This window comes from Microbacterium meiriae (genome assembly GCF_025143875.1).
In the GTDB taxonomy this organism is placed as follows: Bacteria; Actinomycetota; Actinomycetes; order Actinomycetales; family Microbacteriaceae; genus Microbacterium; species Microbacterium meiriae.
Genome location: NZ_JAMBDU010000010.1, coordinates 1 through 21,423 on the forward strand (window position 1 = coordinate 1; position 21,423 = coordinate 21,423).

Below are 21,423 nucleotides of genomic sequence, written 5' to 3' on the forward strand. Positions count from 1 at the left end.
ACGGATGCACGACGTGGGGACCGATGTGTGACCGGGTGGGCGGTTCGGTCGTGCCGTCGTGACAGGGGTGTGCAGGTGAAACCGGATGGCCGAGTGGAGCCGTTCGGCCGTGGGACGGTCAGCCGAAGGTGCGGATGCACGACGCGGGGACCGATGTGTGACCGGGTGGGCGGTTCGGTCGTGCAGTCGTGGCAGGGGTGTGCAGGTGAAACCGGAGGGCCGAGCGGAGCCGTGTGGCACGAGGGACGGTCAGCCAGAAGGACGGACGTGGGCACGACGAGGGGCGGATGCACGACGGGGTGACGGGGGCACGACGAGGGGGCCGGAACGGGCGTGCGGGCGTGGCGAGGTCGTGCAGGTGAAACAGGGAGACGGAGAGGGGAGACGGAGAGGGGTCAGACGGGGTCAGAGGGGGCGGAGGAACGTGAGGATCGAGGTGGGCTCGACGATGAGTTCCTGGAGTGCGGCGTTGAAGGGGACGCCGGCGGGTGCGTGGAGATGGGCCTGGAAGGCGTCCTCGTCGCGGTAGACCTCGTAGACGAAGAAGCGGTCGGGGTCGTCGACGAGACGGTGGGCCTCGAAGACGATGTTGCCCTCCTCGGCGCGGACGACCTCGGCGAAGTCCCGCAGCAGTGCCGCGACGCGGTCGGCGGCCCCGGGCTGCGCGGTGAAGACGGCGTGGAGGACGGTGGGTTCGGGCATGACGACTCCTCGGGTTCGGGTGGTCAGGGGCGGAGGGTCAGGAAGCGCGCCGGCGTCGTGACGAGCATCCGGTGCACCGCGTCATCGCCGACGGCTTCGCGGAGTCGCGGGAGGTAGCGGTCGCCGAGGTAGGCGAGACCCGGCATGCCGCCGTAGGCGATGTACCGGGTGCGACGGGCGACGTCGCCCCCGAGCAGGATCCGGTCGCCGGCCCCGCGCTCGACCACGGCGACCGTGAGCGCCAGCAGCTCCGCGTCGGACCGGGTGCGCGGCCTGGCGAAGCCGTCGTAGCCGAGGTGGGCACCGCGCTCGGCGAGCGAGACGTGCAGACCGGGGTCGGGGTCACGGTCGGCGTGGGCCAGGACGACGCGATCCGCTGCCACCCCCTCGGCCTCCAGGAGATCGAGGACCTCGTGGGCCGCGGTGCCGAACTCCAGATGCACCATGACGGGCGCTCCCGTCTCCCGGTGCGCCCGGGCGACGGCGACCAGGGTCGTCCGCTCGAACGGGCTGATGCGCCAGTAGTCGGCGCCGCCCTTCAGCATCCCGGCGCGCACGGGCTCCCCTCCAGGGCCCGCGGCGAGGGGCACGTCTGGCGTCTCGAACACCGCGGCGTCATCCGCCGGCATCCCGCGCGTGAGGTCGGACACGAACAGGGCGGCCAGGCGGTCGGCGCCCCACACCTGCATCGGGTGGTCGGGGCCGTAGTGGGCCTCACGGTGTCGACCGGTCGTCGCGACGACATGCAGCCCGGTCGCGGCGCTGATGCGGGCGACGGCGGCGGGGTCGCGGCCCAGGCCGAACGGCGTGGCGTCGACCATGGCCTCGAAGCCGCTCGCCCGCAGCAGACCGGCCTCCTCGCCGGACGCGTCCTCGTCGTCGAGCTCGTCCCCGACCAGCAGCGGCGACGCCTGGAACAGGTGCTCGTGGTAGTCCACGCGCCCGAGTTGCGACGGGTCGATGTCGCCGAGGACGGTCCGCACGGCGGGCATCAGCGCACCGACTCCGCAGCCTCCGCGAGGCGCTCGACGGTCTCGGGCGTGAGGTCGAGGTCGAACACGTCCGCCACGACCTGCGACCAGCCGTGGATGAAGTACCGCCAGCCGTCGACCACGTGCAGCGCGCGATCGTCCTCCTGTGCCTCGGCCTGGTGCAGGAACTCCAGCGAGCCGCGGTAGTTGAACTCCCACACATACGCGCCCTCGGGGAACACGACGGCGTCGGTCAGCGGGGAGCCGGGGCGGTCCTTGCCGAGCCCGGTGGCGTTCGCGATGACCGATCCCGCGGGCGCAGCGGCGACCAGGGCGTCGGCCTCCTCCGGCGTCTCGGTGACGACGTAGCGGAGGAGTCCCCCGGGGGTGCCGTGCTGGCGGTGCACCTCGCGGAGGTGGTCGAGCTTGTCCTGGGTGCGCGCGGTGACGGTGATGAGCGCGGGGGCGTCGTCCCGCTCGGCGAGGGCCCAGCTCAGGGCGGTGCCGGAACCACCGGCCCCGAGGATGACGACCTCGGCACCGGTGCGCGCGAAGTGATCGGCGGGCAGGAAGTCGCGCAGCGCCAGGTCGACCGTGATCGGGTCCTTCGCGCGGCCGGACAGCGTGGAGCCGCGCTTGGCGATGCTCGAGATCTCGGCGCAGGACACCGCGAACGGATCGAGCTCGTCGAACAGGTCGGACGCCGCCGCGTACACGTTCATCTTGTGCGTGGTGACGAGCGCGCCGCGGTGGTGCGGGTCGTCGCGGATCTGTTCGACCATGGCGCGGTACTGCGCGGGGTCGGCATCCATCGGCAGGTCGTGGCCGACGAGGGTCCGGGTGGGGAGGCCGAGGATGTCGGCCCACAGCGGGAACACCTTCATGATCGACGACGAGGCGGTGGTGACGCCCACGAAGCCCATGTAGTCGGCGGTGGCGGGCGGTGCGGAGGGCGTCGCGGCGGTGGTCATCGGTTCTCCTGGGGGGCGGACGCGGGGACGGGGACGGGGTGGGCGGGGTCGGCGCCACGGAGGACCGCGATCACGTCGTCGAGGGACAGCGCCCCCATGTTGTCGACGGCCTGGGTGGTCTGGGCACCGAGGTGCGGGGTGACGATGACGCGGTCGGCGAGCGCCGGGTCGAGCAGGGGGCTGTCGTGCGCGGCCGTGTCGCCGTCGAGGGTGTCCGCCGCGTACCCGGCGAGGATGCCGTCGCGGAGGGCGTCGGCCACGGCCTGCTCGTCCACGAGGTCGCCGCGGGCGGTGTTGACGAGCACGGTGCCCGGTCGCATCCCGGCGAGGCGGTCGGCGTCGACGAGCTGTTGCCCGCCGGGGGCGTGCAGGGTGATCACATCGGCGGTGCGGAACAGGTCGTCGAGGGTGACGGGTTCGGCGCCGCGGTCCCGCACGAGGTCGGCGGGCAGGAACGGGTCGGAGGCGAGCAGTCGCGGACCGAATCCGCCCAGCCGCCGCGCGACCCCCTGGCCGATCCGCCCGAAGCCGACGATGCCGACCGTCGCGGCGCCGAGCTCCCGGCCGCGGCGCACGGTCCAGTCGCCGGTCCGCACGCGGCGGTCGCCGTCCGGGATGGTGCGCAGGGCGGCGAGCATGAGGCCGACCGCGTGGTCGGCGACCGCGTCGGCGTTCGCGCCGGGGGTGTTCGTGACCGGGATGCCGCGCTCGCGCGCCGCCGCGAGGTCCACCGCCTCGGTGCCGACCCCGTAGCGCGCCACGACCTTGAGCTTCGGGCCGGCGGCGAGGTGCGCGTCGGTGACCGGTCCGGTGCCGGCGATCCAGGCGTCGGCGCCGTGCAGCAGCACCCGCAGCTCGTCGAGGTCGTGATGCGCGGGTCCGCGGAGGATACGGTGTCCGGCCTGCGCGGCGCGCCCGACCAGGTCGAGGTCGCCGTCCGAGAAGGAGCGGCTCGTGACGAGGATGACGCCCATCAGTGCGGCCTTCCGGCGAACCACGGCGCGAGGGCCGTGTAGGCGTCGGTGAAACGCGCGTGGCGCTCGGCGTAGACCGCATGCCGGGAGGGGTCGGGCGTGAACTCGGCGGTGACCTCGCTGAGCGCTCGGGCGGCGGAAAAGTCGGTGAGGCCGAGACCGACGGCTCCCGTGACCGCGGCACCGAGGCTGTTCGCCTCCTCCACGATGGTGCGGCGACGAACCGGCACTCCCCAGACGTCGGCGAGGACGGCGAGGTAGACGTCGCTCTGCGCCCCGCCGCCGACCGCGTCGATGCGGTCGATCGTCGCCCCGGCGTCGCGGAACGCCTGGATGCAGGTGAGGAGGTTGAACGCCGTCCCCTCCAGCACGGCGCGCACGAGGTGGGCGCGCCCGTGGTGGCGGGCGAGACCGACGAACGCGCCGCGCGCGTCGGGATCCCACAGCGGGGAGCGCTCGCCGAGCAGGTAGGGAAGGAAGTAGAGATCGTCGGTGTCGACATCGCTCGCGGCCTCGGCGACGAGGCGCCCCGTCTCCGGGTGCGCGGGGTCGACGGAGAGGGCTTCGGCGATCCACTGCACGGAGGCGCCGCCGGCCTGCATGGTCGCGGTCGGCACGAACGAGCCCGGGACGACGTTGTCGAAGGTGAAGGTCCGCATCGCGGCGTCGTGCAGCGGGGCGTCCGCCGCGAAGGAGATCCACGACGAGGTGCCGAGGCAGACATAGGCGCCGTCCTCGGGCGCCACGATTCCGGAGCCGACCGCGGCGAGCGGTCCGTCGCCGCCGCCCATGACGACCCGGACGCCGGTGTGCAGCCCGAGCGCTTCGGCCGCGGCGGCCGTGAGCGGGCCCGCGATCTGCGTCGACTCCAGGATCTCGGGGAACAGGGCGGGATCGAGCCGCGCGGCGGCGAGGACCTCGGGGGACCACGTGCCGGCGACCTGGTCGTACGCGTTCGTGCCGGAGGCGTCCGAACGGTCGGTGGCCAACCGCCCGGTCAGCCGCAGCACGATGAAGTCCTTGGCCACGCACACCCGGCGCACGCGCTCCCACACCTCGGGTTCGTTGTCCCGGACCCACATGACCTTCTCGATCGAATAGGTGGGGTTGAGGCGATGACCGAGGATGCCGTACGCGCGCTCGGCGCCGACCGCCGCCTCGAGCTCGCGCTGCTGGGCGCCGGCGCGGGTGTCGGCCCAGATGATCGCCGGCCGCGCGGGCTCTCCGTCGGCATCGAGGAGCACGGCGCCCATCATCTGCCCGCTGACCACGAGCCCGGCGACGTCGGCGGCGGCGGTACCGGTGCGCGCGAGCAGATCGCGGGTCGCCGTGACGACCGCGTGCCACCAGTCCGCCGGGTTCTGCTCAGCGACCCCGCCGGCCGCGAAGTGGGCCGGGTACGGCACGGTGACCGCGGCGATCAGGCGACCGTCGTCGTGGTGCAGGGACGCCTTGTTCCCGGTGGTGCCGAGGTCGTGGGCGATGATCATGGCCGGAGCCTATTCCGCGTAGGGGCGGAGGTCGACGCCGGACTCCGCGCGGTACGCCCGCGAGCCCATGCCGTGCTCCAGCACCCAGCCGTAGTCGTGGCCGGCGCCCCCGGGGTACACGGCGAGGAAGGAGTAGGGCTCGTCCCCGGTGTTCACGGAGCGGTGCGCCCAGCCCGGCGGGATGTAGCCGATGGTGCCCGGGAGCATGTCGAGCCACTCGGTGCGCTCGCCGTCGAACATGAGCAGTCCGCCGCGGCCGTGCAGCGCGAGGTAGATCTCGCCCTGGTGGTCGGGGTGCTGGTGACCCTTGGTCATCCAGAGCTCGCCGCCCGTGTCGCCGGGCATGATCGTGGTGATCGACTGGGGCAGCTCGCGCTCGATCTCGGGGACCGGGGAGCTGACGACCGTGTAGACGATCGGGTCCTCGCCCGCGGCGGCGGCCGCCCAGGCGTCGCGGTCGCGGAACAGGCCCTCGAGGTCGGACATCCGCCGGGTCAGCGTGGGGCCTTCGGGGGAGAGGGTGAGCTTCTCGGCGTCGAAGGCGATCGCCCTCGGGGAGATCGGCGGGGTCTGGTACTCGGGCATCCATGCTCCTCGAAACGGGTGCTGCGTCGTCGCGCAACCTGTAATGACAAGCTCACTGTACCTGTTATGACAGGTTGCGTCCAGTGCTCTCCTGCGCGGAGCAGGCCGCGCGCGCGATGGCCGTCAGCCGCCGAGCACCCGTTCCAGCTGCTCGCGCCCGCCGCGGATGGCGCCCGCCGTCACGTCCGCCGACCCCGGGTACTCGGCGTGACCGGCGGGAAGGACCGCGAGGTCGAGGTCGCGCGCCCCGGCGGCGACCGCGAACTGCCCCTGCGGCGGCACGTACTGGTCCCACAGGGCCGCCTCCACCCGGACCGGCACCTCCGTGAAGCCGATCGCGGTCGAGGAGTCGAACCAGCGCAGCACCTCGCGGGCCTCGGGATGCCGCAGGACGTGCTGACGCACGGTCTCCCCGCTCCCCAGGCACGGCACCGCCAGCCGTTCGTCGTACTGGCCGAAGCTCGGCACGATGAGGGTGGCCCCCACGAACCGGTCGTCCCACGGCAGGGCGAGCGCGCCGATGCCGCCGCCGAAGCTCTCCCCGACGTAGTAGAGAGGAAGCGCGCCGACGACCGAGACGAGGACGTCCGCCGCCAGCCACAGGTCACGGGCGCAGAGGCCGAGCACGTAGCGCTCCGGATCGTCGATGCCCGCGAGCACGTGCTCGGGGGTGGGCTCGGGCGCTCCGATCCCCGCGTTCAGCACGCCGAGCCCGCGGGCCACGGGATAGATCGCCGCGACGTCGTCCGGCACCCGGGCGAGATCGACCGCGTCGCGACCCCCGTAGCCGTGGCCGTGCACGACGCCCGCGCGGGGAGGGCCGTCGAGGGGCTCGACCACCCAGGCCCGCAGTCGCACGCCGTCGACGCCGGCATGCTCGACGACGGACACCCGACGGCCCTGCTCCTCGGAGGTGGAGAGGACCACGGGGGCCGCGTCCACCGCGGCGGCCTCGCGCCGCCAGCGCCGCCAGCGGTCGGCGAAACCGGGCGGCGCGGGCACGGGGCGGACGGCGCGGAGGTCGGCTTCGGTGCGGCCGTAGCTGCCGTCGAACGCGGCATCGGGGAACCAGGTGGCGTAAGGCTCGGGGAAGGTCATGCGGGCTGAGGGATCCTGTTCCGGGAGTGGGGCGGGCGGGGGTGCGTGGCAGACTGGAGGCTCCATCGGAAGGAGACCGCGTGCTGGTCACGGAACGACGCGAGCGCATCCTCGCCCTGACCCGCGATCGCGGCACTGCGTCCATCGGCGAGCTCGCGGCCACGCTGCAGGTGAGCGAGATGACGGTGCGGCGCGACGTCGATCAGCTGGCCGAGGAGGGCGCGGTCGAGCGCATCCGTGGCGGCGTGCGGGCGCGGGGCCTCCAGCGTCTGGTTCCGGCTCCGGCGGCCTCGGCGGAACGGCGGGCGATCGTCGCGGCGGCCGCGGGCCTCGTCGAGCCGGGCATGGCGGTCGGCATCTCCGGCGGACCCACGGCCCTGGCGCTCGCGAGGGAGCTCGTGCGCGTCCCGGAGCTCACGATCGTCACGAACGCTCTGCCGGTCTCCGACCTGTTCTCGCCGCCGGACCGCGCCGACGCTCCGTACACGCAGACGGTCGTGCTCACCGGGGGCGTGCGCACGCCCTCCCAGGCGCTCGTCGGGCCGGTCGCCGTCCGCGCCCTCGAGCACCTGCACTGCGACCTCGTGTTCCTCGACGCCCACGGGCTCGACGAGCAGGCCGGCATCACGACCATGAACCTGCTGGAGGCCGAGACCAACCGGGCGCTCATGGCCGCGGGCCGGGAGGTCGTCGTCCTCGCGGAGCACACCCGCTGGGGCGTGGTCGGGCTCACGACCGTGGCCGACCTCAGCGACATCGACCGCCTCGTCACCGACGACGGCCTCGACGACGGCGCGCGGGAGCTGCTCGCCGCGCACGTCGGCACCCTGCACGTCGCGCCGCGCGACGGCGGCGACGAGCGTGCGCTCGCGACGGCCCTTGCGGACTGAGTCCGCCGCCGTCATCGGGCCGTGCTCGCCCGCGGGATGAGCCGGGCGCCGACCGTCACGTGCCGCACCGGGAGATCCGCTCCCGGCGGCGCGGCGATCTGCCGTTCGAGCTCCGTGAACGCGGCGTCCACGAGGCGGGCGTGGTCGGGAGCGATGGTGCTGAGGGCGGGGACGGCGAAGCGCGCGGCCCGGATGTCGTCGATGCCGACGACGGCGACGTCACCCGGCACGCTCCGTCCCTGGGCCTGAAGGGCGGCCAGCGCACCGAGGGCGACGGAGTCGTTCGAGCAGACGATGCCGTCGAGGTCGGGGACCGCGGCGGCCATCGCCCCGGCGACGCGCTCACCCTCCTCCGCCGTGAAGGCGTCGACCTGCGCGGTGAGGGCGGGGTCGGCCGGGATGCCGGCGGCGGCCAGGGCCTCCAGGTACCCGGCGTGCCGACGGTCGGCGGCATCCGAGGGGCGGGCGTCGCGGCGTCCGACGAATCCGATGCGGCGGCAGCCGACCGCGAGCAGGTGCTCGGTGGCCGTGTAGGCGGCGGCCCGGTTGTCGATCGTGACGTGCGTGAACGGGCTCACCTGGATGTGCTCGCCCAGCAGCACGAGCGGCCCGGGGGAGGTGCGGCGCGTGAGGTCGGCCACCGTGAGCGAGCGCGGGATGTGGATCAGCCCGTCGATGGGCGGCAGACCGACGCCGTTGGCGACGTCGATCTCGCGGCCGTGGTCGCCCTCGGTCTGCACGATGAGCACGGCCAGCCCTCGGTCGTCGGCGCCCCGGACGATGCGCGAGCCGAGCTCCGCGAAGTACGGCTCCTCCAGATGCGGCACCGCGAGCGCGATGAGTCCCGTTCGGGTGGCCCGCGCGACGGGGAGCACGCGGCCGCCGGGCGAGGTGGTCACCTGCGGCCTCCTGGAGGGACGACGGTCTCCGCCGGGACGACGGATGCCCTTCACGTTAGCGCTCTCCGTCACGATTGCACTCGGAACGCGATCACGCGTGCCTCCGCGACGCCGTTCGTCCGCTCCACCACGAGGCGGGCGGCCGTGAAGGCACCGAGGTCATCCGGCAGCGGATGCACCCGCAGGCGATGACGGTTGTCCCGCTCCTCGGCCACGGTGCGCCACTCCTCGGAACCCGCCTGCTGCACCTCGACCCGGTAGTCGCGCACGAGCTGGGGCAGCACCTCGTCGGGGCTGCGGTGGTGATGCAGGGTGTTGAGCTCGAGGTCCACGTCGTCGTCGAACACGAGGCGGATCTCGGAGGCCGAGACCGGCTGCTCCCAGTCCAGGCGCAGCCACTGCGGACCCTCGGCCTCCGGGGCGGACGCCCACAGGTGCGGTCCGCCGAACGGGCGGTTGTACCCGGAGACGGCGCGCTCCGGCGCGACCGCCTCGGAGTCCGGGCTCGTGCGGAACGCGGGCACCCGTCCGCGCAGCGGCTTGGTCGGCCACTGCACGAGGAGACCGTCGCGGTCGACCTGCACGTTCCGGTCGTCGTTGTCGACCCGGTGCACGAGGGTGAGCACTCCGGGCGGGAGCTCGTCGGCGAGCTGCACCTGCACCTGCGGGTTCGCGCGGAGCACGATGATCGCGTTCTGCGGGTCCTTGGGGGCGAAAGGCGTCTCCGCCCGCACCCAGGACGGACCACCGGCGGGGACGTCGATCACGGTGCGGTGCTCGAGCACCGCGGGCACGATGTTCTGCGGACGGCCCGTGGACCAGACCTCCACCGTGACCTGCGTGTCGGACTCGGCGCCGAGCAGCAGCTCGGTCGTGTCGAGGCGCGGGTGCACGGGGACGACGATGCCGAGGTCGTCCGTCAGGGTGTGCGGGGTCGCCGCGGCCACGGTGCTCTCCGGGGTGCCGATCGTGCGCAGGGTGCTGGACGCGGTGACGGCGGCGGTGCGGGCGAGGTCGGAGGGATCCTCGTTCGCCACGCCGATGAGGGAGGCGTCGGCGCGCAGCAGCGTCTGCCGGAGTTCCGCACGGTGGTTCTCGTACAGCGCCCGGGGCGTGGCGTCGTGGGCGTAGCAGAGGGCGGCGGCGGTGCCCGCGGCCTCGCCCATCGCGGCGCATGTCGCCATCACCCTGGCAGCGCCGAACGCGATGTGCGTGGCCGAGATGTCGCGGCCCGCCATCAGCAGGTTGTCGACGTTGACGGAGTAGAGCGAGCGGAACGGGATCTCGAAGACGCCGTCCGAGAAGCGCTGCACCGCGCCCGCCCCCGTCGCGTACATGCCCTCGGCGGGATGCAGGTCGATGGACCAGCCGCCGAACGCGATGCCGTCGTCGAACGACGTCTGCTCCAGGATGTCCTGCTGGCGCAGCGTGTAGTCGCCGATGAAGCGGCGGTACTCGCGCTTGCCGGGGATGTTGCCGATCCATTCCAGCGTCAGGTTGTCGGCGTCGAACTCGCCGGAGTTCTTGATGTGGTCCCAGATGCCGAGGATCACTGCCCGCAGCTCATCACGGATCGCCTCGTTGTCGTCGACGATGTCGAGCGTGCCGCCCCACTCGATCCACCAGTAGTGCGCGCCGCTGTCGCCGCTGCGGATGATGCGCGACGAGGGGATCGGGGTGGTCGAGATGTCCTTCGCGCTCTCCGGCGCGACGTACTTCACCGGGTGCCCGAGATCCTTCGTATAGAAGAGGAGCGTCGAGCCGAGGAACTCGCGCACGGGCTGCTCGGGCGCCCAGTCCTCACCGAACTCGCTGCGGCTCTCCTTGCCCAGCCGGTGCCGGGCGCCGACGAGACGGCCGACCAGCCCGTCGCCCGTGCAGTCCAGGAACAGGGGCCCGCGGAAGACCGTGCGGATCTCGGAGCCCATCGTCCAGCCGGTGACCGACCGGACCCGACGGGCGTCGTCGGGTCCGGTGGCCTCGGCCTCGAGCACCTCCGTGTTGAGGAACAGCGTGAGGTTGGGCTCGCGGCGCACGATGTCGAGCACCACGTCGTCCCAGTACACGGGGTTGCCCTCGGGGTTGCGGAACTGGTTCTCCCGGTACATCTCGCCGATGATCCCGGTCTCCCGCGCCCACCGCTGGTTGCCGTGGGCGGTCGCTCCGCACACCCAGACCCTCACCTCCGACGAGGAGTTGCCGCCGAGTACCGGCCGGTTGTTGATCAGCACGGTACGTCGGCCGAGGCGGGCGGCCGCGACGGCGGCGCTCACTCCGGCGAGGCCGCCGCCGACGACGATGATGTCGGCTTCGACGGTCTGGGTGCGCATGGGGATGGGTTCCTTTCGGGAGGGGTGGTGGTGCCGCTCAGCGCGCGGCGATCGCTTCGATCTCGTAGACGCGGACGACGTCGGTGGCGGAGTCGGACGGGTCGGTGATGAGGAGTCGCACGGCGTCGGCGGTCCGTCCCTGGGCGTCGACGACGACCGTCGTCTTCGTGTTGCCGGTGATGGTGCCGACAGTGACCCAGCCGCCGGCGGTCCGGACCTGCACGGTGAAGTCGCGCAGCACCGACGTCTGCGGCGGCCCGACGGTGTAGCCGCTGCGCACCCGGACGACGTCGAGCGGCGCGGCCTCGTCCCACGCGACCGTGATGGTCGGCTGGGTGTCGGAGGCCGCCGAGATCCACCGGCTCGCATCCGTGCACCCGCCGTCAATGGCCTTCTCCGGGCCGGTGTCGGCGCGGAGCTGGGACGAGGCGGTCGCGGTGCCGCCGAGCGCCAGGTTCTCGCCGCCGGCATCGCCGCGGAGGGAGGCGACGATGGCGGAGAGGCTGGTGGTGCCGGCCTGGCCGTCGCGCGGGATCTCGGCGTGCCGCAGCGTCCCGCCGCCGGGAACAGTGGGGGCGCTGAGGTAGACGACGTCGGTGCCGTCGGCGCGGGTCGCCGCGCGGAGCCGCTGCTGGCCCACGACGGGGTCGCCCACGGTGTCGGCGGTCCATCCGGAAGCTCCGGCGGTCAGCAGCACCGTCTGACTGCGGGTGATGCCGCAGTCCTGCACCGACACCACGGCGTAGACGCGGGTCTCACCGCCCGCGGTCGTCGTGTCGAGGGCGGCGATGGTCTGCACGCCGCCACCCAGGGCGTCCGTGTCCACGAGGGTCTCACTCGTCCAGGCCGAGCCGGTCCAGGTCGCCCATCGCACGTCGAAGGCGTTCTCCGTCTCATCCGCGTACCGGTAGGTCACGCCCACGAGCTCGCCGTCGGCGAGGGCCATCTTCGCGGTCTGCACTGCCGGCACGGCGTCGCCGATGGTCTCGCCGGGCTCGTAGCCGCGCCACACGACGGCGCCGGGGGTGTCCGGGCGGATCGGGGTCGGCAGCGCCTGCCCGGCGACGTCGCGGAAGCCGCCCGTGGCCGGGTCGTACACCGCGTACGAACCGAGGTGACGGTAGGGATCGGCGGGCCACGGACCCCACTCCCACAGCACGTGCACCTTGCCGTCCGCGTCGACCTCGAGGTCGTCCGGGTAGAAGGAGTGGTTCACGGCCGCGGCGATCGTGGTCTCCCGGCTCCACGTCCCGGCGGCGGGGTCGTAGTGGTACAGCACCCCGTCGCGGCGGGCCTGCGGGTCGGCGCCCACCCGCACCATGAGCCAGATGTCGCCGTCGGCGCCCTGCGCGGTGACCGGGTAGGAGATCGCGGCGCCGGCGTCGGGCATCTCGGCGCTCACGTCGACGAGCGAGGTCGCGTCGTAGGGCACGGTGGAGCGGAAGTACTTCCACGGCTCGTGGTGCATGGAGACGAACGCGTGGATGTACCCGTCGCCGTCGATCGCGATGGACGGCTGGTTGTGGCCGTTGTCGTCCGCATACTCCGCGCAGGCCCCGGTCGCCAGGCGCAGGCAGCCCGATGTCCACGTGCCGTCGGCGGCGCGGACGGCCAGGTTCACCTGGTGCTTCGCCGCCACCGAACCGGGCACGTTGTAGGCGAAGTACGTCTCGTCGCCGTCGACGACGAGCGGGTTCCACCAGCCGGACTGGTTGGAGCTGTCGACCGTGACGGGCACGGTCTCGACGTCGGGGGTCGCGGCGGCGGCCGGAGCCGGCGCGGCGAGGACGAGTGCGGTGAGGGCGGCGGCAGCGGTGGCGCCGGCCTTCCAGCGGAGGGTCATGGCGATGCTCCTCAGCCCAGCAGCTTCTGCGCCTGGTCGCCGGCCTGCGCCATCGCGTCCTTCGCGCTCTGCTGTCCCACGAGGACGGCCTGCACGCGGTCGGCGATCACGGTCTCGATCTGGGCGTACTGCGGGTACTGCCAGAACGGGTTGGTGGTCGCGGTCGCCGTGATCTTCTCGGCGAAGCGCGAGCCGAACGCGTCGGACGCCACTTCCTTCGAGGCCTGCGCCTCCTCGGTCACGGGCGGCAGTCCGCGCAGCTCGTAGTCGCCGAGCACCGCCTTCAGGTCGCTCGTGGCCCACTGGCCGAAGTCCGCGGCCGTGCGCGTGCTGTCGCCAGCTCCGCCGCCGACGATGGCGATCGCGCCGCCCCAGACGAGGGCGCGCGGGGTGTCGCCCTTCTTCAGCACGGGGCGGGACTCGGGCACGAGCTTGGAGGCGAGGTCCGGATCCGGCGAGTCCTTCGTGACGGACGCGCGGCCCACGGGGGCGTCGTCGTAGATGGCGGCGCGGCCCTGGGAGAACAGCGAGCGGGCGTCGAAGCGGTCGACGTCGGCGGCGATGAGCCCCTGGTCGTACAGCGACTTGTACCAGGTGACCGCTTCGATGCTCGCGTCGTCGCCGATCGTCACCTTGCCGTCCTTGACGAGGTCGCTGCCGAACGTCTGCATCCAGATGAGAACGTCCTTGAGCTGGGCGGCCTTGGTCGAGGCGGCGTAGGGGATGAGGCCGCCGCCGAGGGCCTTGAGCTTCTTCAGCGCCGCCTCGAAGTCGTCGACGGTGGTCGGGAACGTGGAGATCCCCGCCTTCTTCAGGAGCTCGGAGTTGGTGATGAGCCCGATCGCGCCGATGGTCCACGGGAACGCGTACTGCTTCCCGTCGAGCTGCGTGGCCTCCAGGCTCGACGCGGTGTAGCCGCGGCCCTTCGTGAGTGCCGAGACGTCCTCCAGCTTGCCGAGCGCGGCCAGCGAGGCGAGCCAGGCGACGTCGACGTGCGCGGCGCCGGTGAACTGCCCGCCGCGCACCTGCAGCATGAGCTGCTTGAAGTACTCGTTGTAGGGGAAGGAGACCTCGGTGATGCCGACGTCGTTGGTCTTCTTGTAGCCGTCGAGCAGCGCGCGGGTCGCCGGGGCGGCGGCCTCCTCGGTCAGCGACCAGCTGGAGAAGGAGAAGTCGGTGGCGGTGAAGTCGCCGGTGCCGAGCCCGGCGCCGGGGGAGGAGGACGGACTGCCGTTGCCGCCGCCGCTCGGCATGCAACCGGCGAGGAGGAGGCCGGCGGCGCCGAGCCCGGCGAACTGCAGGAGCTGGCGACGGGAGACGGTGGTGTTCTCGGACATGGGGGTGCTCTCTCTTCTTCGAGGGACTGCGGATGAGGGGTGGTGCGGGTCAGCCCTTGACCGCGCCGGCGGTGAGCCCGCCGACGAGGAAGCGCTGCAGGGCGATGAACGCGATGGCCACGGGGAGCGAGACCACCAGCGAAGCCGCCATGAGTTCCGGCCAGGCGGTGGACGCCTCGCCGATGAACGTGTTGACGAGTCCCGGCGGCAGGGTCTGCTTGTCGGGGCCGGCGAGCGTGAGGGCGAAGATGAAGTCGTTCCAGCCGCGGACGAACGCGAACAACCCCGCGGCGATGAGCCCGGGCGCGGCCAGGGGCAGCACGATCGAGTGGATGATGCGCATGCGGGAGGCGCCGTCGACGCGGGCGGCCTCGATGAGCTCGTCCGGGATCGTGTCGAAGAAGCCTTTCAGCATCCACACGCACAGCGGCAGCGTGAACGTCGTGAACGACAGCACGAGCGCCGTGTAGGTGTTGAGCAGGCCGTATGCCGAGAACACCGCATAGAGGGTGATGAGCAGCAGCGCCTGCGGGAACATCTGCGACGCCAGCACGAAGTACATGAGGCTGCGGCGGCCGCGATAGCGGAACTTCGAGAACGCGTAGCCCATGTACGCCGACACGAGGACCGAGAGGATCGCGGTGATGACGGAGACGACGATGCTGTTGCGGAGGTAGCCGAACAGGGCCGGGTTGTTCGCGAGGGCGGCGTAGGCCTCGAACGTGATCTCGGTGGGGAACAGCTTCGGCGGGTAGCTGAACACCTCCGTGCGGGGGGTGAGCGAGGTCGCGAGCAGCCAGTACACGGGTAGCAGGGCGAACCCGCCGAAGACGACGACGGCGATCCAGGCGCTCACGGTGGAGGCGCGGCGGTCGGCGCGGTGGCGCCGACGGCGGGGCGCGGCGGGTGGGGCGGAGACGGCGGCCACCGTCTCTTCGGTCAGCACGGCGGTCATCGCTTCTCTCCCTTCTCGGACAGGCGGACGTAGACGACGACGAGCGCCATCAGCAGGATCATCCAGAGCAGGCCGATCGCCCCGGCGTGGCCGAGGTCGAAACCGTCGAACGCGGTCTCGTACACGGCGGTCGCGAACGTCTGGGTGGAGCCGGCGGGACCGCCGCCGGTGAGGACGTAGATGATGTCGAAGTGCTGGAAGTTCCAGATGAACTCCAGCAGGATCACGAGGCCGATGATGCCGCTCATCTGCGGGACCGTGATGGAGAAGAAGCGGCGGATGGTGCCGGCGCCGTCGATCTCGGCGGCCTCGTGCAGCTCGATCGGCACGGTCTGCAGGCCCGCGAGGAGCATGACCATCATCCAGGGGAACGACTGCCAGGTCTTCGCGACGATCACGGCGATCATGGCGGTGGTGGGGTTCGCGAGCCACGCCTGCGGGGAGTCGATGAGGCCCACGGTCTCCAGGGCCGCGTTGAGCACGCCGTAGTTGGCGTTGAAGATCCACATCCAGAGGAACGACACGACCACGCCGGGGATCAGCCACGGGATGAGCATGAGGCCGCGGAGCACCTTGGCGCCGCGGATGCGCGTGTTCAGGGCGAGGGCGAGGCCGAAGCCGATCACGAACGGCGCGATGGTCGTGCCGAGGGTGAAGACGAGCGTCTGGGTGAGGAGCGGGAAGAACTCACCGGTGAGCACGTCGACGATGTTCTGGAAGCCGACGAACTCGCGGCCGGGCTCGACGAGGCTCTGCTTGTAGAACGCGGTGATGAGGGCCGTGATCAGCGGGTACACGACGACGGCGGCGAGGAGCGCGAGGCCGGGAGCCGTGAGGAGGAGCGCGAACATCCCGTCCGAGAGGCGACGGGGCCGGCGACCTGTTCCTATCTGTGAGGAAATGGTCTGTTCTGTCATCTAGGTCATCCTTGGCCTGGGGTGATGTGTCCGCACTCTCGCGGTGCGGTCTCGGGCTTCCTCAGTATTTCCGGCAGATTACAGCGACGTCAACTGGAGAGCGCAATAGTCAGAAAGTGGTGGAAAGTGTTTGTTTTGTGAACTGACTCCTTCGGAGGGAGCCCTCGGTACGATCACGACATGGGGTTCTCACTGCTCGGCCTGGCGGTGAGTCTCGCGATCTTCCTGCCGAACCTGCTGCTGATCCCCTTCCCGCCGAGGCCGAAGCTCGAAAGCCCGGCGGTGCCCCGTGTGCTCCTCGTGTTCGAGAGGGCAGGGCAGGCGCTCTGCATGACGGTCCCGGCGATCACGGCGACCGGCGCAATCGCGTGGGGGTGGGCGGTGCCGGTGGCGCTGGCGGTGCTCGCGTACGGGGCCCTCTGGATCCGCTACCTGCGTCGCGGCCGGCCCGCGTCGGCGCTGTTCGACACCGTCCTCGGCATCCCGGTCCCGATGGCCCTCGCGCCGGTGGCCGCCTTCCTCGGCACAGCGGCTTGGCTGCAGAACCCGTGGATCGCGCTGGCCGCGGTCGTCCTCGCGGTCGGGCACATCCCGACCTCCCTCCTCGCGGCTCGGGATCACTAGGCGTACTGCTCAGTGTGGGGCGGGCGTTCTGACACATCGCCGATCCGAAACGATCAGTATCGATCCTTGCTAGTCGATTATCGATTGGCTACGGTCGGAGCAGCCGCTCCCGCGGCGCCGCGCGCATCGGCCGTGCGGGAAGCGACAGTTCGGAGACGCGATGAAGCGTGTACTGGCAAGCCTGACCCTGGCGGCGGTGTTCGGATCCGCCCTCGGCGCGGCGATCCCGTCGGCGGCTGCGGCCGCGGACGATGACGCCCTCTACCTCGCGCCGGGAGGTGACGACGCGGCCTCCGGCACGATCGACGACCCCCTCGCGACGCTGGAAGGCGCCCGCGACCGGATCCGCGCGCTGAAGGCGGATTCCGCGCTCCCGAACGACGGCCTCACGGTGTACCTCCGGGAGGGCACGTACCCCCGCTCGGCGTCGTTCGAGATCGGCGCGCAGGACTCGGGCACTGCCGACGCCCCCATCACCTACCGCTCGTACCCGGGGGAGACTGCCACCCTCACCGGCGGTCGCGAGCTGCCGCGCGACCAGTTCGCCGCGGTCGACGACGCGGCGGTGACCGACCGCATCATCGACCCGGCTGCCCGCGATCGCGTGGTCGGGATCGACCTCGCCGACCTCGGCATCACCGACTACGGCCAGCTCAGCCGCCACGGCTACTGGAAGGCCAACGACGTCAGCACCACGCCGCCCATGGAGCTGTTCATCGACGGCCAGGGCATGACGCTCGCGCGGTGGCCCAACGCCGACGCGGCCACCCCGACCGTGCAGATGGGCGACATCGTCGACGCCGGGCCCGACCGCAACGACGCCGACCTGCAGGAGCGCGGCGGCACGTTCAGCTACGGCTACGACCGCCCGAAGTACTGGACCCAGGCCGAGGACGTGTGGCTGGACGGCATCTTCGGCTACAGCTGGGAGTGGTCGTACAACAAGATCGAGAGCATCGACACCGACGCGAAGACCATCACCCTCCGCTACGGCGAGATGTCCGGGATCATGAAGAGCTGGTTCCCCGACTTCCACTTCGCGCAGAACCTGCTGGAGGAGCTCGACGCCCCCGGCGAGTACTACATCGACCGCGACGCCGGGAAGCTGTACCTCATCCCCAACGCCGCGTTCACGTCGGGTCGCGGCGCCGTGACGGTGACGACCCTCGACGAGCCGATGCTGCGCGCCGACGGCGCCTCATATGTGAACTTCGACGACCTCGTGATGGAGTACGGACGCGCGACGGCCGCCGTGATCCTCGGCGGCTCGCACGTGACGATCTCGCACAGCGACATCCGCAACTTCACCGACGGCGGCGTGCTCATCAACTCGCCGGGGCGCTACACCTACGACGGCATCCCGGTGAACCGCGGCGGCCGCGACCACGCCGTCACCGACAGCCGGCTCACGCACGTCGGCGGCGTCGGCGTGGTGCTCCAGGGCGGCGACAAGACGACGCTCGAACCCGGCCGCAACCGGGTCGAGAATTCCGAGATCGCCGACTTCGCCTACTACCACAAGGCCTACAACCCCGGTGTGATGTTCGACGGCGTCGGCAACATCGCCAGGGACAACGAGATCCACGACGCTCCCCACCCCGGGATCATCGTGCACGGCAACGACCACCTGTTCGAGCGCAACGAGGTGTACGACGTCTGCAAGCAGTTCCACGACCTCGGTGCGATCTACATGAACTCCGGTAAGACCCCGCAGCAGCGCGGCCACGTGTTCCGTGAGAACTACTTCCACGACATCGGCGTCGGCATGGCGGGCGTCGAGGGCATCTACGCCGACAACTTCACGTGGGACCTCACGATCGAGAAGAACGTGTTCGTGAACATGGGCAACGGCGCGATCAAGAGCGGCTCGGCCGACTACATCGAGGCGCGCAACAACGTCTTCGTCGACGCGTACGCCCCGTACGACAACTACGAGCAGTGGATGGGCGACCAGGAGGGCAACGTCGTCGACCGCGACTACATGCCGGCCTGGGAGAAGGTGTTCGCCGACAACAACGACTTCGTGGGCACGCCGTACCTGACCAAGTATCCCGAGCTCGCGCACTTCTTCGAGGACGACCACCACTTCCCGAACCACAGCACCTTCGCCGAGAACGTCGTGTGGAACCCGAACCGGGCCCGGATGGCCGGCGTCAACGAACACGGCGCGAAGGACGGGAAGAACCTCCTGAACTACGAGGACAACTGGGTGGCCGACGCCGACCCCGGCTTCGTGGACGCCGCGAACGGCGACTACACGCTGAAGGCCGATGCGGCCGTGTTCGACCAGATCCCCGGCTTCGAGGCCATCGCCTTCGGCGAGATCGGGGTCGACGGCGCGATCGGGCAGACGCAGCAGCCGCAGACCATCCCGCTCGAGGGCATCGCGTTCGACAGCGACACGCTCACGATCGACGCGGGCGACGAGGTGCGCGTGCGCGCCGTGCCGCTGCCGTGGAACGCCGACGACGCCGCGGTGACCTACGCCTCGGCCGATGCCGCCGTCGCCACCGTGAACGACAAGGGCGTGGTGCTCGGCATGGGCCCCGGCACGACCACGGTCACGGCGACGGCGAAGGCCGATGCCACCAAGACCGCGACCATCGAGGTGATCGTCGAGGAGGGCGACGGCGTGCTGCACTTCACCGACTTCGAGTCGGGGGCGAACGGCTGGCCGACCGACCCGAACCGCTCCATTCAGGTGGATGCATCGGGCGACAAGGTGTACCGCATCCTCAAGGGCGCCAACAGCATCCTGCCGCGGGACTTCACGGAGTTCGTGCTCGACTTCGACGTCACGGCCCCGGCGACGACCCCCGCCAACGCGGGACTGATCGTCTACGACCGCAACGGCAAGGGCGGCGGCTACATCCGCTTCCGTCAGGCCGCGGCCGGTCCGACCTGGACGATCTTCGACGACGCCTGGAAGGTCGTCGCCGAGAAGGTCGTGCCGGCGGCGCAGGGCCTGACCCCCGGGGAGACGTCGCACGTCCGCATCGCGGTGCAGGACGGGCAGATCCGGATCTCCGTGAACGGGGCGATCGCGCTGGAAGGCGCCGACCCCGGGCCCGGCAAGGCCGGTCGGGTCGGGTTCTACGTGGAGAACTACGCCTCGCTCGACTTCGACGACATCGGGTTCTCGCTCTCCGGTGTTCCGGTCACGGGCGTGAGCCTGGATGCCGACGCCGTGGGACTGACCGTGGGGGAGCGGCGGTCCGTCGCGGCCACGGTCGCCCCGGAGGACGCCAGCGACGCCCGGGTCACCTGGACGACCGATGCGCCGGAGGTCGCCACGGTCTCCGGCGGCCGGATCGCGGGGGTCACGGCCGGAACCGCGACGATCACCGCGACCTCGGTCGCCGACCCGAGCCTCAGCGACACGGTCACCATCACGGTGGACGATGCCGAGTACCCGACCACCCGCCTCGACGGCCAGCTGAAGGACGGGGCGAACTGGAGTCAGTCCGACCACATCGCCGTGGACGACACCGGCGTCGTGATCAGCGGCCAGGGCGTGCACGGCTACGAGGCCGAGCGCTTCGGCGACACCCTGCTGCAGTTCGAGGCGGAGTTCGGTGCCTTCGACGGCGGCTGGTACGGCTTCCAGGCGCGCTCCGATCAGACCGGGCTCCCCGCCTGGCAGAACTCCAACACCGGCTACCTCGCGGTGATCAAGGAGGACGTGATCGAGTTCCAGAGCTGGACCCCGGGCCAGACCATGCTCGACAGCATCCCCAACACGGTCATCGAGCCGGGATCCACGCACCGCATCGAGTTCGGGACCGTCGCCGAGGACGGTGGCACCCGCATCGTGCTCCGGGTGGACGACGTGACCGTGTGGAACATGGTCGACGCCAGGGAGAACCTCCGCATCGGTGCCGACGGCTTCTTCAACGTCTACCACTACGGCAAGACGAACACCCTGGCCGTGCGGCCGACGCCGCCGCCCGCGACGGTGACCGGCATCTGCTGGGCCCCCGAGGCAGACCCGAAGACCCGCTACGTGCGCGGCGAGGAGCTCGACGTGACCGGAATGCTGCTGGGGGTGGACTGGAGCGACGGCTCCCGCACCACGCAGCAGGTGACGGCGGACATGGTCAGCGGCTTCGACAGCAGCAAGGTGCGCCCGCACCACACGCTCACCGTGACGTACGCTGGCGCGAGCGTCGAGCTCCCGATCTCGGTGCGACCCAAGCTCAAGAACGACGAACAGGACGTGCCACGATGCGGGTGACCTTCATCGGAGACTCGATCACCGACGCGGGGCGCGATCGCTCCGACCCCGGGTCCTTCGGCGATGGCTACGTGTCGCTCCTCGCGCCCGAGCTGCAGGCGGCGGGAGCCACGGTCCGCAACCTCGGGATCGCCGGGGACCGCGCCCGCGACATCGCCGCCCGGTGGGACGCGGAGCTGCTGCCGACGGCGCCGGAGCTGCTGACCGTGTACGTCGGCGTGAACGACATGTGGCGACGCTTCGACAGCGACGACCCGACCCCAGCCGAGGACTTCGAAGCGACGCTCGGCGACCTCCTCGCCCGAGCGGTGGCGACGCACGCCCCGCGACTGATCCTCATGGAGCCGTACTTCCTCCCGGTGACGGAGGAACAGCGCGCGTGGCTCGACGACCTCGACGGGAAACGGGCGGCCGTGCGGGCTCTCGCCGCGGAACACGGGGCGGCGTTCGTGCCCCTTCACGATGTCTTCACGGCGGCCGCGGAGGAGCATCCGGTCGTCGAGCTCGCGCCGGACGGGGTGCACCCGACGCCCCGCGGATCCGCCCTCATCGCGGATGCCTGGCGCACGGCCGCGTCCATTAGCGATAGTCGATAATGGACGT

The 21,423-nt window shown here is 71.4% G+C and carries 17 protein-coding genes; 4 read left to right on the forward strand and 13 right to left on the reverse strand.

The window, feature by feature from the left end; genetic code table 11:
- Positions 1-405: 405 nt before the first annotated feature.
- The 7 genes from M4D53_RS07935 to M4D53_RS07965 all read right to left on the reverse strand — a co-directional run bounded on the left by M4D53_RS07935 (position 406) and on the right by M4D53_RS07965 (position 6,791).
- Complete coding sequence (locus M4D53_RS07935; protein ID WP_126894150.1) at positions 406-702, reverse strand: putative quinol monooxygenase; 297 nt, start codon at positions 700-702, stop codon at positions 406-408.
- Between the two features lie 23 nt (positions 703-725).
- On the reverse strand, positions 726-1,694 hold the full coding sequence (locus tag M4D53_RS07940) for a phosphotriesterase family protein (RefSeq protein ID WP_259953279.1): 969 nt from the start codon (positions 1,692-1,694) through the stop codon (positions 726-728).
- Positions 1,694-2,644: a shikimate dehydrogenase family protein gene (locus tag M4D53_RS07945; RefSeq protein ID WP_259953285.1), complete on the reverse strand. Its 951-nt coding sequence runs from the start codon at positions 2,642-2,644 to the stop codon at positions 1,694-1,696. The genes M4D53_RS07940 and M4D53_RS07945 overlap by 1 nt, the downstream gene beginning before the upstream one ends.
- A complete protein-coding gene (locus M4D53_RS07950; RefSeq protein ID WP_259953289.1) occupies positions 2,641-3,618 on the reverse strand; it encodes a phosphoglycerate dehydrogenase in 978 nt (325 codons plus the stop codon). The genes M4D53_RS07945 and M4D53_RS07950 overlap by 4 nt, the downstream gene beginning before the upstream one ends.
- Entirely contained in the window at positions 3,618-5,108 is a 1,491-nt protein-coding gene (gene xylB, locus M4D53_RS07955; protein ID WP_259953290.1) for a xylulokinase, read from the reverse strand. The genes M4D53_RS07950 and xylB overlap by 1 nt, the downstream gene beginning before the upstream one ends.
- 9 nt (positions 5,109-5,117) lie before the next feature.
- Positions 5,118-5,693 (reverse strand): glucose-6-phosphate isomerase family protein, encoded by a 576-nt coding sequence (locus M4D53_RS07960; RefSeq protein ID WP_259953291.1) that lies wholly within the window; start codon positions 5,691-5,693, stop codon positions 5,118-5,120.
- Between the two features lie 123 nt (positions 5,694-5,816).
- On the reverse strand, positions 5,817-6,791 hold the full coding sequence (locus M4D53_RS07965) for an acetylxylan esterase (protein WP_259953293.1): 975 nt from the start codon (positions 6,789-6,791) through the stop codon (positions 5,817-5,819).
- 80 nt (positions 6,792-6,871) lie between these two features.
- Between M4D53_RS07965 and M4D53_RS07970 the strand changes: the two genes are divergently transcribed.
- Entirely contained in the window at positions 6,872-7,681 is an 810-nt protein-coding gene (locus M4D53_RS07970; protein WP_083370935.1) for a DeoR/GlpR family DNA-binding transcription regulator, read from the forward strand.
- 11 nt (positions 7,682-7,692) lie between these two features.
- Here M4D53_RS07970 and M4D53_RS07975 read toward each other — a convergent pair whose 3' ends face one another.
- The 6 genes from M4D53_RS07975 to M4D53_RS08000 form a co-directional block, all read right to left on the reverse strand.
- Positions 7,693-8,580, reverse strand: coding sequence for a LacI family DNA-binding transcriptional regulator (locus tag M4D53_RS07975; RefSeq protein WP_231919662.1), 888 nt, complete (start codon positions 8,578-8,580; stop codon positions 7,693-7,695).
- A gap of 68 nt (positions 8,581-8,648) precedes the next feature.
- The gene (locus tag M4D53_RS07980; RefSeq protein WP_259953299.1) at positions 8,649-10,910 is read right to left on the reverse strand and encodes an FAD-dependent oxidoreductase; all 2,262 of its coding nucleotides are present in this window, start codon (positions 10,908-10,910) and stop codon (positions 8,649-8,651) included.
- Positions 10,911-10,947: 37 nt separating this feature from the next.
- Positions 10,948-12,753: a BNR-4 repeat-containing protein gene (locus M4D53_RS07985; protein ID WP_259953300.1), complete on the reverse strand. Its 1,806-nt coding sequence runs from the start codon at positions 12,751-12,753 to the stop codon at positions 10,948-10,950.
- Between the two features lie 11 nt (positions 12,754-12,764).
- Entirely contained in the window at positions 12,765-14,090 is a 1,326-nt protein-coding gene (locus tag M4D53_RS07990) for an extracellular solute-binding protein (RefSeq protein ID WP_259953302.1), read from the reverse strand.
- Positions 14,091-14,139: 49 nt separating this feature from the next.
- The gene (locus tag M4D53_RS07995; RefSeq protein WP_101848185.1) at positions 14,140-15,045 is read right to left on the reverse strand and encodes a carbohydrate ABC transporter permease; all 906 of its coding nucleotides are present in this window, start codon (positions 15,043-15,045) and stop codon (positions 14,140-14,142) included.
- A complete protein-coding gene (locus M4D53_RS08000; RefSeq protein WP_025105393.1) occupies positions 15,042-15,962 on the reverse strand; it encodes a carbohydrate ABC transporter permease in 921 nt (306 codons plus the stop codon). Before M4D53_RS08000 ends, M4D53_RS07995 begins: the two co-directional genes overlap by 4 nt.
- A gap of 180 nt (positions 15,963-16,142) precedes the next feature.
- Between M4D53_RS08000 and M4D53_RS08005 the strand changes: the two genes are divergently transcribed.
- The 3 genes from M4D53_RS08005 to M4D53_RS08015 all read left to right on the forward strand — a co-directional run bounded on the left by M4D53_RS08005 (position 16,143) and on the right by M4D53_RS08015 (position 21,416).
- Positions 16,143-16,586 carry a hypothetical protein gene (locus M4D53_RS08005; RefSeq protein ID WP_187662507.1) on the forward strand — a complete coding sequence of 148 codons (444 nt, stop codon included), beginning with the start codon at positions 16,143-16,145 and terminating at the stop codon, positions 16,584-16,586.
- Positions 16,587-16,746: 160 nt separating this feature from the next.
- The gene (locus M4D53_RS08010) at positions 16,747-20,820 is read left to right on the forward strand and encodes an Ig-like domain-containing protein (RefSeq protein WP_259953309.1); all 4,074 of its coding nucleotides are present in this window, start codon (positions 16,747-16,749) and stop codon (positions 20,818-20,820) included.
- Complete coding sequence (locus M4D53_RS08015) at positions 20,811-21,416, forward strand: SGNH/GDSL hydrolase family protein (protein ID WP_259953311.1); 606 nt, start codon at positions 20,811-20,813, stop codon at positions 21,414-21,416. The genes M4D53_RS08010 and M4D53_RS08015 overlap by 10 nt, the downstream gene beginning before the upstream one ends.
- The last annotated feature ends 7 nt before the right edge of the window (positions 21,417-21,423 follow it).

Excerpts from the sequence above, each read along its gene's own strand:
- M4D53_RS07935 (WP_126894150.1), bottom strand. The coding sequence starts at position 702 with ATGCCCGAACCCACCGTCCTCCACGCCGTCTTCACCGCGCAGCCCGGG.
- M4D53_RS07940 (WP_259953279.1), bottom strand. The coding sequence starts at position 1,694 with ATGCCCGCCGTGCGGACCGTCCTCGGCGACATCGACCCGTCGCAACTC.
- M4D53_RS07945 (WP_259953285.1), bottom strand. The coding sequence starts at position 2,644 with ATGACCACCGCCGCGACGCCCTCCGCACCGCCCGCCACCGCCGACTAC.
- M4D53_RS07950 (WP_259953289.1), bottom strand. The coding sequence starts at position 3,618 with ATGGGCGTCATCCTCGTCACGAGCCGCTCCTTCTCGGACGGCGACCTC.
- xylB (WP_259953290.1), bottom strand. The coding sequence starts at position 5,108 with ATGATCATCGCCCACGACCTCGGCACCACCGGGAACAAGGCGTCCCTG.
- M4D53_RS07960 (WP_259953291.1), bottom strand. The coding sequence starts at position 5,693 with ATGCCCGAGTACCAGACCCCGCCGATCTCCCCGAGGGCGATCGCCTTC.
- M4D53_RS07965 (WP_259953293.1), bottom strand. The coding sequence starts at position 6,791 with ATGACCTTCCCCGAGCCTTACGCCACCTGGTTCCCCGATGCCGCGTTC.
- M4D53_RS07980 (WP_259953299.1), bottom strand. The coding sequence starts at position 10,910 with ATGCGCACCCAGACCGTCGAAGCCGACATCATCGTCGTCGGCGGCGGC.
- M4D53_RS07985 (WP_259953300.1), bottom strand. The coding sequence starts at position 12,753 with ATGACCCTCCGCTGGAAGGCCGGCGCCACCGCTGCCGCCGCCCTCACC.
- M4D53_RS07990 (WP_259953302.1), bottom strand. The coding sequence starts at position 14,090 with ATGTCCGAGAACACCACCGTCTCCCGTCGCCAGCTCCTGCAGTTCGCC.
- M4D53_RS07995 (WP_101848185.1), bottom strand. The coding sequence starts at position 15,045 with ATGACCGCCGTGCTGACCGAAGAGACGGTGGCCGCCGTCTCCGCCCCA.
- M4D53_RS08000 (WP_025105393.1), bottom strand. The coding sequence starts at position 15,962 with ATGACAGAACAGACCATTTCCTCACAGATAGGAACAGGTCGCCGGCCC.
- M4D53_RS08005 (WP_187662507.1), top strand. The coding sequence starts at position 16,143 with ATGGGGTTCTCACTGCTCGGCCTGGCGGTGAGTCTCGCGATCTTCCTG.
- M4D53_RS08010 (WP_259953309.1), top strand. The coding sequence starts at position 16,747 with ATGAAGCGTGTACTGGCAAGCCTGACCCTGGCGGCGGTGTTCGGATCC.
- M4D53_RS08015 (WP_259953311.1), top strand. The coding sequence starts at position 20,811 with ATGCGGGTGACCTTCATCGGAGACTCGATCACCGACGCGGGGCGCGAT.